The sequence below is a fragment of the Psychrobacillus soli genome (assembly GCF_006861775.1).
Lineage (GTDB): Bacteria > Bacillota > Bacilli > Bacillales_A > Planococcaceae > Psychrobacillus > Psychrobacillus soli.
Genome location: NZ_VDGG01000016.1, coordinates 121,881 through 134,270, shown reverse-complemented (window position 1 = coordinate 134,270; position 12,390 = coordinate 121,881). Strand labels below are relative to the sequence as shown.

At 38.4% G+C, this 12,390-nt stretch carries 14 protein-coding genes; all 14 read left to right on the top strand.

What is annotated here, in order from left to right; translation table 11 throughout:
- Positions 1 to 383 precede the first annotated feature (383 nt).
- The gene (gene spoIVA, locus FG383_RS09845) at positions 384 to 1,862 is read left to right on the top strand and encodes a stage IV sporulation protein A (RefSeq protein WP_142607237.1); all 1,479 of its coding nucleotides are present in this window, start codon (positions 384 to 386) and stop codon (positions 1,860 to 1,862) included.
- A 172-nt stretch (positions 1,863 to 2,034) separates the two neighbouring features.
- Positions 2,035 to 2,307 carry an HU family DNA-binding protein gene (locus FG383_RS09840; protein ID WP_093273151.1) on the top strand — a complete coding sequence of 91 codons (273 nt, stop codon included), beginning with the start codon at positions 2,035 to 2,037 and terminating at the stop codon, positions 2,305 to 2,307.
- A gap of 328 nt (positions 2,308 to 2,635) precedes the next feature.
- Positions 2,636 to 3,205 (top strand): GTP cyclohydrolase I FolE, encoded by a 570-nt coding sequence (folE, locus tag FG383_RS09835; protein WP_142607236.1) that lies wholly within the window; start codon positions 2,636 to 2,638, stop codon positions 3,203 to 3,205.
- A 68-nt stretch (positions 3,206 to 3,273) separates the two neighbouring features.
- Complete coding sequence (gene mtrB / locus FG383_RS09830; RefSeq protein WP_093273145.1) at positions 3,274 to 3,495, top strand: trp RNA-binding attenuation protein MtrB; 222 nt, start codon at positions 3,274 to 3,276, stop codon at positions 3,493 to 3,495.
- Positions 3,496 to 3,547: 52 nt separating this feature from the next.
- Complete coding sequence (locus tag FG383_RS09825) at positions 3,548 to 4,309, top strand: heptaprenyl diphosphate synthase component 1 (RefSeq protein WP_142607235.1); 762 nt, start codon at positions 3,548 to 3,550, stop codon at positions 4,307 to 4,309.
- 3 nt (positions 4,310 to 4,312) lie between these two features.
- Positions 4,313 to 5,017: a demethylmenaquinone methyltransferase gene (locus tag FG383_RS09820; RefSeq protein WP_142607234.1), complete on the top strand. Its 705-nt coding sequence runs from the start codon at positions 4,313 to 4,315 to the stop codon at positions 5,015 to 5,017.
- Between the two features lie 20 nt (positions 5,018 to 5,037).
- Positions 5,038 to 6,012, top strand: coding sequence for a heptaprenyl diphosphate synthase component II (gene hepT / locus FG383_RS09815; RefSeq protein ID WP_185907903.1), 975 nt, complete (start codon positions 5,038 to 5,040; stop codon positions 6,010 to 6,012).
- A gap of 81 nt (positions 6,013 to 6,093) precedes the next feature.
- Positions 6,094 to 6,540 (top strand): nucleoside-diphosphate kinase, encoded by a 447-nt coding sequence (gene ndk, locus FG383_RS09810; RefSeq protein WP_142537214.1) that lies wholly within the window; start codon positions 6,094 to 6,096, stop codon positions 6,538 to 6,540.
- Between the two features lie 122 nt (positions 6,541 to 6,662).
- Positions 6,663 to 7,433 (top strand): CheR family methyltransferase, encoded by a 771-nt coding sequence (locus FG383_RS09805; protein ID WP_142607233.1) that lies wholly within the window; start codon positions 6,663 to 6,665, stop codon positions 7,431 to 7,433.
- A gap of 82 nt (positions 7,434 to 7,515) precedes the next feature.
- Positions 7,516 to 8,697, top strand: coding sequence for a chorismate synthase (aroC, locus tag FG383_RS09800; protein WP_142607232.1), 1,182 nt, complete (start codon positions 7,516 to 7,518; stop codon positions 8,695 to 8,697).
- 3 nt (positions 8,698 to 8,700) lie between these two features.
- The gene (aroB, locus tag FG383_RS09795) at positions 8,701 to 9,789 is read left to right on the top strand and encodes a 3-dehydroquinate synthase (protein WP_142607231.1); all 1,089 of its coding nucleotides are present in this window, start codon (positions 8,701 to 8,703) and stop codon (positions 9,787 to 9,789) included.
- Positions 9,790 to 10,152 carry a chorismate mutase gene (gene aroH, locus FG383_RS09790; protein ID WP_142607230.1) on the top strand — a complete coding sequence of 121 codons (363 nt, stop codon included), beginning with the start codon at positions 9,790 to 9,792 and terminating at the stop codon, positions 10,150 to 10,152. It begins immediately after the preceding gene.
- A gap of 24 nt (positions 10,153 to 10,176) precedes the next feature.
- Complete coding sequence (gene hisC / locus FG383_RS09785; RefSeq protein ID WP_142607229.1) at positions 10,177 to 11,277, top strand: histidinol-phosphate transaminase; 1,101 nt, start codon at positions 10,177 to 10,179, stop codon at positions 11,275 to 11,277.
- Positions 11,277 to 12,377: a prephenate dehydrogenase gene (locus FG383_RS09780; RefSeq protein WP_142607228.1), complete on the top strand. Its 1,101-nt coding sequence runs from the start codon at positions 11,277 to 11,279 to the stop codon at positions 12,375 to 12,377. Before hisC ends, FG383_RS09780 begins: the two co-directional genes overlap by 1 nt.
- The last annotated feature ends 13 nt before the right edge of the window (positions 12,378 to 12,390 follow it).

The following is a 12,390-nucleotide window of genomic DNA, read 5'->3' as shown; positions in this document are numbered from 1 at the left end:
TTAGACCGGGTTGTCGCGTTCAAAGGAAATATTGTCTCGTTCAACCATTTATTTTTAATATTAGATTCTGATAAGTTAGTCTTTACCATAGATTTTCGATGCAGGTGGCGACTCTTGCCGTGGCCAACAGGATGTTGTCGTCGAAGGAGTTGCCACACGATGTGGTGCTCTTAGCCTTTGTTCCACTCTGAGCTTAATGAGCCATTCCAACGTACGCGTAAGCGGCGGTGAAGGCTCATCACTCACCCCACGGAAAGCGTCCGCCCTGCCCCCTACACTGTCTTGACTGCAATGATAATCCATACGTAGAAAAACGTTTTATGCTTTATGCATGAAACGTTTTTTTGGCACATATATTAGATTGCGAAGAAAGGAGACTATCCATGTCAAATCAACTTTATGAACAAATAGCAGAGAGAACTAATGGAGATGTGTATATTGGTGTTGTAGGTCCAGTCAGGGTAGGGAAATCTACTTTTGTCAAACGAGTAATGGAGCTCGTAGTCATTCCGAATATTCAAGATGAAGCGGAAAGAATACGAGCGCAAGATGAGCTTCCACAAAGTTCTCCAGGTAACGTCATTATGACCGCAGAACCAAAATTTGTCCCAGCACATGGAACGAATATTCATCTTGGAGAAGATCAATTACGACTACAAATTCGGTTAGTGGATTGTGTTGGCTATATGATCGATGGGATTAACACTGGTTCTGGGGAAGACGGACAGAAACTAGTACACACCCCTTGGCATAGTGAAGCAATTCCATTCGAAGAAGCTGCTCGAATTGGGACAGACAAAGTAATCCGTGACCACTCAACGATTGGGATTGTTGTTACAACGGATGGTACAGTAAATAATATTCCGCGAAAAGCAGCGGAACAAGCAGAAGAGCAAATCATCTCGCAATTAAAAGAAATTGGCAAACCATTTGTTATTGTATTAAACAGCAAAACCCCGGGTCATATTGACACAATACAATTGAGTGAAGAGCTACAGAAAAAGCATGAAGTGCCTGTAATTGCAGTGGCAGTTGATCGAATGACTGCGGAGGAAATTCAGTACATACTCCAACAAGCACTTTATGAATTTCCAATTACGGATATTGAAGTAGTAAAGCCAGATTGGACGGATGTACTGGAACCGGATCATTTTGTGAATAATGCAATCACTTCTTCTTTACAAGAATGGTTACAAATTGTATCTAAAATGAAAGATGTAAAGGAACTTGCCGCTAGGTTTAAACAAGTGCCATTTATTCAATCAGCAGAAGTTGTAGAAGCAAATCCGGGTCGGGGGTCTGCTTGTATTCAAATTGGATTAAAGCCGGAAGTGTTCCAAGAAGTGTGTGATGAGTGGTTAGAAGAACCGATTCAATCCAAAAAAGATTGGCTTTTATTCGTCAAAGACGCGTCTACAGCGAAAAAAGCATACAATAAATTTTCAGAAGCATTAGAAGCTGCTAAAAATCACGGCTACGGCGTATCTCTTCCAACTATTCAAGATTTTCAACCTTCTGCACCAGAAATTATTAAACAAAATAATTTTTATGGGGTAAGCCTAAAAGCAAAAGCGGCTTCGTTGCATATTATTCGTGTCGATATGGAAGCAGAATTTGCACCGCTCATCGGCTCAGAATTTCATAGTCAGCAATTATTAAAAGATTTAAAACATGGGTATTTGCATGACCGAGATGCGTTATGGCAAACACAAGTTTTCGGTACTTCCTTAGTCGAAGTGATGAAAGAAAGTTTACGTTACAAAACAGAGAGCGTTTCAGCAGTTGCGAAGAACAGAATGCGTCAAACGATCGAACGAATGGTAAACGAAGGCGATAGAGGAATGGTAACATTCATACTGTAAATATGATACAGGGCTTTTCGCGACTATGCGAAAAGTCCTGTTATTTTGTGAAAATCGAGTTTTTTTAAGGAATCTTCCCTAAACACGTGCAAATAGTGTTGCGAAGGGATTTCTGTTGTGATACTCTTTTTACAGGATTAAAGCTATCTTCCTTTGAGAGGAGGTGAATGGTATGAATAAAACAGAATTAGTAAACGCTGTTGCGGAAGCTGCAGAACTTTCTAAAAAGGATGCTTCTAAAGCTGTTGAAGCTGTATTTGAATCAATTCAAGCTGCTCTTGCAGATGGAGGTAAAGTTCAATTAATCGGCTTTGGTAACTTTGAGGTTCGTGAACGTGCAGCACGTAAAGGACGTAACCCTCAAACAGGTGAAGAAATCGACATCGCTGCTAGCAAGGTGCCTGCTTTTAAACCAGGTAAAGCACTTAAAGACGCAGTTAAATAACTGATGTTGTAGTACATAGAACGGTTATTATGAAGCTTGCTTCATGGTAGCCGTTCTTTTCAATTACAGAATGCGAAGAAAGAAATGGCCAAGATACATAAATCAATTTCGCCTTGGCATAATTGCGTCCAAATTATGAATTGCGCTTAAGGCATACAGGATGTTGGTCACTCAGGCGTTGCTGTAGGACGTGGCGATCTTAGCAAGAGTTCCTCAATTCAGCGGGGAGTTAAACTTCCTGCTAAATCAAGTGAAAAATATTTATTATATTCGATTCGTATGCTAAGATGCTAATGGTATGTATAGTTTTGGTCTAGGGGGTTAACAGATGACAAATGTCGATCTGAAAAAAATAGAAGAAGCAGTAAAAATGATTTTAGAGGCAGTCGGAGAAGATCCGGAAAGAGAAGGATTACTCGAAACGCCTAAACGTGTTTCTAAAATGTATGCAGAAATGTTTGAAGGCTTACATCAAGATCCAAAAGAATATTTTAAAACTGTATTTAACGAAGATCATGAAGAACTTGTGTTAGTTAAAGATATTCCATTCCATTCCATGTGTGAACATCATCTCGTTCCTTTTTACGGGAAAGCACATGTAGCATATATTCCACGCGATGGAGTCGTAACTGGATTAAGCAAGTTAGCGAGAGCTGTCGAAACAACTGCAAGACGGCCGCAATTACAAGAAAGAATTACATCTAGTATTGCTGAAGATATTATGGAAATGTTAAATCCACATGGCGTTTACGTTGTCATTGAGGCAGAGCATATGTGTATGACGATGCGTGGGATTAAAAAACCAGGTGCCAAAACAGTAACCGCGGTAGCTAGAGGGATTTTGGAAACAGACGAAGTAAAACGCTCTGAAATATTAACTTTTATTCAAATGCAGTAACTGTTTTGGAGAAAGTTTTAGAATATGGTATGATGAAAAAAGACTGTTTTCGTAAAGGAGATTAAATAATGTCTAGTTCAGATTTTATCGTGATAAAAGCAGAAGAAGATGGTGTGCATGTTATTGGGCTTACCCGTGGCACGGATACAAAGTTCCATCATTCTGAAAAACTAGATACAGGTGAAGTTATGATCGCCCAATTTACAGAGCACACATCTGCGATGAAAATTAGAGGAAAAGCATCTGTTCACACAGCAAACGGTGTTATTCAAAGTGAATCCAAAAAATAAAAGACCTACACGAAAAATATAGTAAGCGCGGTTGGGAAATGGAGTAAAGTGTATGAACGAAGCAATGATCACACAACAGGTAAAACAATATAAAAGCGATATTCTCTTGCAAATCGGGCAAAGTACTTTGTTAAACTATACAGGGGTTCCTATCATTGACGAAGAACGTTTGTTTTTTACACTTTTACCACTACTCAATGGGGAAGAATGGAACGAATCAGAAAGAATTTCTGTTTTCGCCATCTCTCTTATTTTTTCGGCACTTGCGGCACATGATTTAGTGAAAGAACAAAATGCAACGTCGAGAGAACAGCAATTACAAGTGTTGGCAGGAGATTATTACAGCGGAAAATACTATCAGCTGTTAGCAAAAGATAAAAAGATAGATTTAATTCGACAATTGTCAGAATGTGTCACTACTATTACCGAGCACAAAACGAGATTTTACGATCAGCAAAACTATACGTTTGAACAACTGGTCGGGTCGATTCAGTTGATTGTTAGTAAACCGATTGAACAATTTATGGAATACTACTCATTTCATGAATATGTATTTTTCATGAAAGAAGCGTTATTACTAGCATCATTGAAAAAAGAGATTGCTGCTTACGAACGACTAGAAGCTACTTTATATATCGATAAATCTTCTGTCTTGAAATCGAATATAAACTTACTTCAAGCGGAAATGAAAAAAATAGAAAACGATTTAATACAAGACGTCCGTTCTTCGGAATTATTAAAAGATCATGTCAAACATGCAATCGTAGAACGTGTAACTAAACGTTCGCTGGAAACGCAGTTGAGAGAAGGTTAAACGGTGGGAAAATCAAAAGAGCAACATGTACATGAAGTATTTGAGAAAATTTCAGATAACTATGATTCGATGAACTCTGTGATCAGTTTTCAACAACATAAAATTTGGCGTAGTGACACGATGAAAGCAATGCAAGTGAAAATAGGGAGTTCCGCATTAGATGTATGTTGTGGAACCGCTGATTGGACGATTGCTCTAGCAGAAGCTACTGGGCCAACTGGAAAAGTAACAGGGCTAGATTTCAGCCAAAATATGTTGAATGTTGGGAAAGAAAAAGTGAAAAACATTTCTCAAATTGAATTATTGCAAGGCAATGCAATGGAGTTACCTTTTGAAGACAACACATTCGACTATGTCACGATTGGTTTTGGACTTCGAAATGTACCTGATTACAAACAAGTTCTTAGTGAAATGAATCGTGTGGCAAAACCTGGTGGTATGATTGTCTGTCTAGAAACATCACAACCAGATTCGAGAATTTTCAATGTCGGATTTCGACTATATTTCCGTTATATTATGCCGATGTTCGGTAAACTATTTGCAAAAAGTTATAAAGAGTATTCGTGGTTACAAGAGTCAGCGAAAGACTTTCCTAATAGAGCGGAGCTAACGAAGTTATTTGAACAAGTTGGTATGAAGCATGTAACGAGTAAGCCATATAGTGGTGGCGCAGCAGCAAGACATATTGGTTTCAAAAAAGATATTTAAGTGGGAGAAGGTTTGGATCTGTGGATAAGATGAAGTTGAAATTACTTTATTCCGATTTAAAATCGGATTTAGAAGTCATAGAAAAAGAGCTAGCAGTAGCTGTGAATTCTTCCTCTCCCTTATTGAATGAAGCCTCTCTTCATTTACTTCTCGCTGGAGGAAAACGAATTCGACCCGTTTTTGTTCTACTTGCAGCGAAGTTCGGTAATTATTCGATTGAATCCATTAAAAATGTTGCTGTTCCGATAGAACTGATACATATGGCGTCTCTAGTGCATGACGATGTTATAGATGACGCGGAAACAAGAAGAGGTAGGGAAACGGTCAAAGCACAGTGGAATAATCGAGTCGCAATGTATACAGGCGACTTTCTTTTTGCGAAAGCAATTGAATACATAACAGAAGTACAAAATACATACGCACATGAAGTGTTATCTCACACTATGATTGAACTTTGCATCGGAGAGATTATTCAAGTGGAAGATAAACGCTTTTTAGACCAAACAGTGCGAGATTATTTAAGAAGAATAAAGCGAAAAACCGCCATCTTAATCTCTGCTAGTTGTGAACTAGGAGCTATTGCATCTGGAACGGATGCTAAAACGGTAAGGCATTTAAAACTGTTTGGCTATTATGTTGGGATGTCCTTCCAAATTATCGATGATATATTAGACATTGTTTCGACAGATGAACAATTAGGTAAACCTGCTGGAAGTGATTTACTACAAGGAAATATTACATTACCGGTGTTATATGCAAAAGATGAGCCTGCTGTAGCTCCATTACTTCATGCGATGTTGGAAGGAACGATTTCTGCTACCGATCAACAAAATCTATTAAAGGCAATTCGATATTCGGATGGCATGACGAAAGCCAAACAACTAAGTAATATATATTTACAAAAAGCATTAAACGAAGTAAAACAATTACCTGCAAATTCTGCTAAAAAATCATTGCAAAATATCGCGTTATTTATGAGTAAACGTAAGTTTTGATTGAAAATAGTAGATCTTAGTGATACTATTTTTAACGGTGGAGAATTTTAGTCCATTATTTATATTTGAGGAGTGTTAATCATGGAAAAAACATTTTTAATGGTAAAACCTGATGGCGTACAACGTAACTTAATCGGTGAAATCGTAAGTCGTTTTGAGAAAAAAGGATATCAATTAGTTGGAGCAAAATTAATGCAAATCCCAACTGAATTAGCAGAACAACATTACGGCGAACATAAAGAACGCCCATTCTTCGGTGAATTAGTAGAATTCATCACTTCTGGACCAGTTTTCGCAATGGTTTGGGAAGGGGAAAATGTTATTTCAACAGCTCGTCTTATGATGGGTGCTACAAACCCGAAAGAATCAGCTCCAGGAACAATCCGCGGAGACTTCGCAGTAACTGTTGGTAAAAACATTATCCACGGTTCTGACTCACCAGAAAGCGCTGAACGCGAAATCGGTCTATTCTTCAAACAAGAAGAACTAGTAGCTTACGCTAAAGACGCTAACAACTGGATTAACTAATAAAAAAAGCAAAAGTTTTATTGAAGGCAGACGAATGTTCACATTTGTCTGTCTTTTTCTATATTCGAAACGAACCGATTGCGATATACTAGATATAGGTCTTTGGAAAGGAACGATGTCAGTTGCCAGATTATATTAAATTTGTAGATTCCATTAAACAAAAAACAGGGATTGATCTTGCTGCGTATAAAGAAGCTCAAATGAAACGACGCCTCACATCCTTGTATGAAAAAAAAGGATTTAAAAACTTTGTCGATTTCTTTCAAGCACTAGACAAAGACAGAGATTTATTGAATGAGTTTTTAGATAGAATGACGATTAATGTATCCGAATTTTATCGAAATGCAAAAAGATGGGATGTATTAGAACAGAAAATATTCCCTAAATTACTTGCCGAAAATAGACGTTTAAAGATATGGAGTGCCGCTTGTTCGACTGGAGAAGAGCCTTATACAACTGCAATGGTACTGTCTAATCACCAATCACTTTCGCAAATATCCATACTCGCAACAGATTTAGATGAAAATGCCATTCACCGTGCGAAAGTTGGTATTTATCCGGAGCGTTCACTTGCAGAAGTTCCATCTAATATGAAGTCCAAATATTTCGAGAAACAAGCAGCCTTTTATAAAGTGGACGATTTGATTAAAAAGACCGTTACATTTAAAAAACATAATCTATTAAAGGATACATATGAAAAAAATTTCGATTTAATTATTTGTCGCAACGTGATGATTTATTTTACGGAAGAAGCAAAAGATCAAATATATCAAAACTTTAGTAACTCACTCAAGCCGGGTGGCATTTTATTCGTTGGTAGTACGGAACAGATTTTCAATCCAGGGAAATATGGATTTGAAACGGAAGACACATTTTTTTATAGGAAGAAATAAACTGTTTTTTTCTATACTTTGAAAGAGATTTTATGTTATAGTGGAATATAAATACTTTAGCGAGTTGAAGGGGGAAAGTGTTGTGCGTTATTTAACAGCAGGTGAGTCACATGGACCACAACTTACAGCAATTATTGAAGGGTTACCAGCACAATTAGAAATTACGAGTGAACAGATAAATAAAGAATTGAAACGTCGCCAAGGCGGTCATGGTCGCGGAAGAAGAATGCAGATTGAAAAGGATACAGTAGCCATTACTGCAGGAGTCCGCCACGGAAAATCTTTAGGCTCTCCGGTTTGTCTTGTCGTAAACAATGATGATTGGAAACATTGGACAAATATTATGGGCATTGAACCACTTGGAGAAGAAATAGATCCAGAAGATATTAAACGACAAATTACAAGACCACGTCCAGGGCATGCGGATTTAGTCGGAGGAATGAAATACGGTCATCGTGATTTACGCAACGTATTAGAGCGTTCTTCTGCACGTGAAACGACTGTACGGGTAGCAGTAGGAGCAGTAGCAAAACAATTATTAAGCGAGTTAGGAATCTCCATTGTTGCTCATGTAACGAAAATTGGTGGAATTGAAGCGAATTTAGATTTAGCTACCGGCAAAACAATCGAAGAGATTCGTGAAATTGTCGAAGCGGACCCAGTCTATTGTTTGGATTCTGAAGCTTCTGAAAAAATGGTCGAAGCGATTGACTATGCGAAAAAAGCAGGAGATACAATCGGTGGTGTCGTGGAAGTCATCATTTCAGGGATGCCTGCAGGCGTAGGTAGCTATGTACATTACGATCGTAAGCTTGATGCGAAACTTGCAATGGCGATGATGAGCATTAATGCATTCAAAGGTGTAGAAATTGGATTAGGGTTTGAAATGGCGAATTTATTTGGTAGTCAAGTACACGACCAAATTTCTTGGAGTGAGGAAGAAGGGTATACACGTGATACGAATCGCCTAGGCGGTCTAGAAGGCGGTATGTCGACAGGAATGCCAATCGTCGTAAGAGGAGTTATGAAACCAATCCCGACACTTTACAAGCCATTACAAAGTGTTGATATTGATACGAAAGAACCGTTTAAAGCAAGTATTGAACGATCAGATAGCTGTGCAGTACCAGCGGCATCTGTAGTTGCTGAAGCGGTCATTGCATGGGAAATTGCGCAAGCCGTATTAGATACATTTAATGGCGATAAAATGGATTCATTAAAGGCAGAAATAGAAAGACATCGAGCTTATACAAAGGGGTTTTAAATCGTGAATATCCCAGTAAAAACAACCGATGCTTCGTATGATGTGCATTTAGGTGAAAATATATTACATGATTTTTGTGGACAGTATAAAGCGCTACTAGAAAAAGCAGATCAGTTAGTGATAATTACGGACGAGCATGTTTGGAGTTTGCATGAACAATATGTTCGCGAGCATTTTTCATTCCCATTTAAAGTTTATATCGTGCCTAATGGAGAAGCGTGTAAAACGTTTGACTCGTATTTTGATGTCCAAACATTTTTATTGCAAGAAAGCTGTTCGAGAAATTCGGTACTATTTGCATTAGGTGGAGGAGCAGTAGGAGATTTGACCGGATTTGTTGCGGCAACATTTATGCGCGGGATCCCATTTTATCAAATACCTACGACCATTTTAGCGCATGATAGTGCGGTTGGAGGAAAGACTGCCATCAATCATCCGAATGGTAAGAATATGATCGGTGCTTTTTATCAGCCGCAAGCGGTTATTTACGATTTTCATTTTTTAGCTACTTTACCTGAAACAGAAGTACGTTCAGGTCTAGCGGAAGTGATCAAACATGCGCTCATTAGCGACTCTAAATGGGTAAACGAGTTTTTCGAACTTCCTAGTATTAAATCTATTGAAAAAGAAACGCTACTTAAATGGATTGAAAAAGGAATTCGAGTGAAAGCGCATATCGTGGAACTAGATGAAAAAGAGCAATCGTATCGCAAATATTTAAATTTTGGCCACACATATGGACATGCAATCGAGGCTACTGTTGGTTATGGGAAAATAACGCATGGCGAAGCAGTGATGATCGGTATGATTCCTGCGTTAATGCTAAGTGAAAAGAACGGAAATGTAGCAGTAGGCTATACCGAAAAAGTATATGAAATTGCGAATAGACTAGGATACAATTTTCAGCATGTACTTAACTGTTCGTTTGAGCAATTAGCTGCATTTATGTTAAAAGACAAGAAAACAACGAATGGGGAACTCCACTTTGCGTTACTTCAAGAAATTGGGGAGCCAATTGTCCAAGTTATTTCGATGAGTGAAGTGCAAGCTTGTGACGAGCAATTAAGAAAGTGGATCAAGGAGGGGATTTAGATGATCAGAGGAGTCAGAGGCGCCACAACGGTAACAGCAGATTCAAATGAAGAAGTATTGATAGAAACTGCACGTCTTGTGCAAGAAATGGCGAAAGCAAATGATGTACAACCAGAAGACATTGCATCGGTCATCATCTCAACGACGACAGACATTACGTCCGCTTTCCCTGCAAGAGCAGTGAGAAGCTTAGAAGGATGGACATATGTACCTGTAATGTGTACACATGAAATGGATGTTCCAAACGCGTTAGAAAAGTGTGTAAGGCTTTTAATGCATGTTAATACAAATAAAGAGCAGCGGGATATCCAGCATATCTATTTAAACAATGCGGTTATATTAAGACCTGACTTAGTGAAATAATATAAAGAAACGGGGACTTTTGAGATGAAATTCAAAAAACAAATTGCCGGCTTACAAGCATACCAACCAGGAAAAACAACAGACGAAGTAAAAAAAATGTTCAACTTAGAAACCGTAACTAAACTTGCATCCAATGAAAATCCTTACGGAGCATCTCCTAATGTAAAAGAATACTTAGATATTGCAAGTATTGACTATGCTATTTACCCAGATGGCTATGCGTCAAAACTTCGCACAGCTGTAGCAAAACATGTAAATGTTTCAGAAAAGCAATTACTTTTTGGAAATGGTTCAGATGAGAATATATTAATCGTTTCAAGAGCACTTCTACAACCAGGTTTAAATACAGTAGTTGCAGATGTAACATTTGGTCAATACAAGCATAATGCAATCGTAGAAGGAGCAGAAGTTCGTACCGTACCATTACTTCCAAACGGGGAACATGATTTAGATGAAATGGTGGAAGCAGTCGATGAAAACACAGCGATCGTATGGATTTGTAATCCGAATAATCCAACGGGAACCCTTATTGCTAGCGATAAAATTAAAGCATTCGTTGAAAAAGTACCGAATGATGTATTAATTGTTCTAGATGAAGCTTATACAGAATACATAACAGATGAAACATATGAAGACTCGATTCATTTATTAGACAAACACCCAAACGTTTTAATCATGCGTACTTTTTCTAAAGCATACGGCTTAGCTAGTTTCCGCGTAGGCTATGCCATTGGTTCAGAAGAAGTAATAAGCCAATTAGAGCCAACTCGTGAGCCATTTAATAACACAGTATTAAGTCAAGAAGTTGCTATTATCGGATTAGCGGACCAAGCGTTTATCCAATCATGTCAGGAAAAAAATAATGCTGGAAAAGCTCAATATGAAGCATACTGTGCTGAACGTAATTTCAATTTGTATCCTTCACACACAAACTTTGTGTTCATGGAAGTGAAAGCAGATAGCGATTCAGTATTCCAAGGTCTGATGAAACGTGGATTTATCGTTCGAAGCGGAAATGCGCTTGGTAAACCTGGATACCTTCGAATCACAATCGGGACAGAAGAGCAAAATACTGAGTTACTACAAAAATTAGATGAAGTGTTAAAAGAGGAAGGCGTTTTGTAATGAAGCAAACGATTTTCATTATTGGGCTTGGCCTAATAGGAGGCTCACTAGCACTTGGTTTAAAGCGGAACGAGCATGTGACAGTAATCGGCTATGATGCGCATACACCGTCGCTTCGAACAGCCAAAAGAATAGGTGTTATTGATGAAATGGCAGTTCATTTGAAAGAGGCCGCTGAAATTGCGGACATTATCGTTTTTGCTACCCCTGTAAATGAAACTATTCGATTGATGAACGAGATATTGGCGTGGGATCTTAAAGAACAAGTCATTGTAACTGACACAGGTAGCACTAAAAATGAAATTATGAAAGCCGCTATATCTTTAAGAGAGCAAGGTATTACGTTTATCGGCGGTCATCCAATGGCCGGCTCGCATAAAAGTGGGGTAGAAGCAGCTAGAGCGCATTTATTTGAAAATGCGTATTATTTGCTAACCCCATTTCCAAATGAAAATAAAGAAGAAGTAACGATCCTTACGAATTTGCTGCAAGTAACAAAAGCGAAAATTGTCCAAGTGAAAGCAGAAGAACATGACCATATGACAGCAGTTGTCAGTCATTTTCCGCATTTAGTTGCCGCTTCGCTTGTGCACCAGCTCGCAGGGGAAAATGAAAAATTCCCATTCACGAAACAACTTGCAGCAGGGGGGTTTCGCGATTTAACACGAATCGCCTCGTCCAACCCAATCATGTGGCGAGACATTACGGTTCAAAATCGCAGGGAGCTTAGTAATCAGTTGCAAATGTGGACAGAAGAAATGATTAGACTGCAAAATTTGTTGCTTCACGCAGATGAAGAAGATATTGAAAAATATTTTCAAACGGCTAAACAAGTACGAGATGAACTGCCGATTACTGCACAAGGTGCGATGTTTTCTGTATTTGATTTATATGTCGATATCCCCGATTATCCAGGGGTTATTTCGGAAATCACGGGCTACTTAGCAAGAGACCGTATTAGTATTACGAATTTGCGAATTGTGGAAACTCGAGTCGATGTTTTTGGTATTTTGGTCATTAGTTTTCAAACGATGGATGATCGTGCAAAAGCAGTCGCATGCATTGCAAAAAATACAACATTTGAAACGTATATTTCTTAGGAGGGTAATCATT

Bases quoted from the DNA above. Each gene is read 5' to 3' on its own strand.
- spoIVA (WP_142607237.1), top strand. From the start codon at position 384: ATGTCAAATCAACTTTATGAACAAATAGCAGAGAGAACTAATGGAGAT.
- FG383_RS09840 (WP_093273151.1), top strand. From the start codon at position 2,035: ATGAATAAAACAGAATTAGTAAACGCTGTTGCGGAAGCTGCAGAACTT.
- folE (WP_142607236.1), top strand. From the start codon at position 2,636: ATGACAAATGTCGATCTGAAAAAAATAGAAGAAGCAGTAAAAATGATT.
- mtrB (WP_093273145.1), top strand. From the start codon at position 3,274: ATGTCTAGTTCAGATTTTATCGTGATAAAAGCAGAAGAAGATGGTGTG.
- FG383_RS09825 (WP_142607235.1), top strand. From the start codon at position 3,548: ATGAACGAAGCAATGATCACACAACAGGTAAAACAATATAAAAGCGAT.
- ndk (WP_142537214.1), top strand. From the start codon at position 6,094: ATGGAAAAAACATTTTTAATGGTAAAACCTGATGGCGTACAACGTAAC.
- aroH (WP_142607230.1), top strand. From the start codon at position 9,790: ATGATCAGAGGAGTCAGAGGCGCCACAACGGTAACAGCAGATTCAAAT.
- hisC (WP_142607229.1), top strand. From the start codon at position 10,177: ATGAAATTCAAAAAACAAATTGCCGGCTTACAAGCATACCAACCAGGA.
- FG383_RS09780 (WP_142607228.1), top strand. From the start codon at position 11,277: ATGAAGCAAACGATTTTCATTATTGGGCTTGGCCTAATAGGAGGCTCA.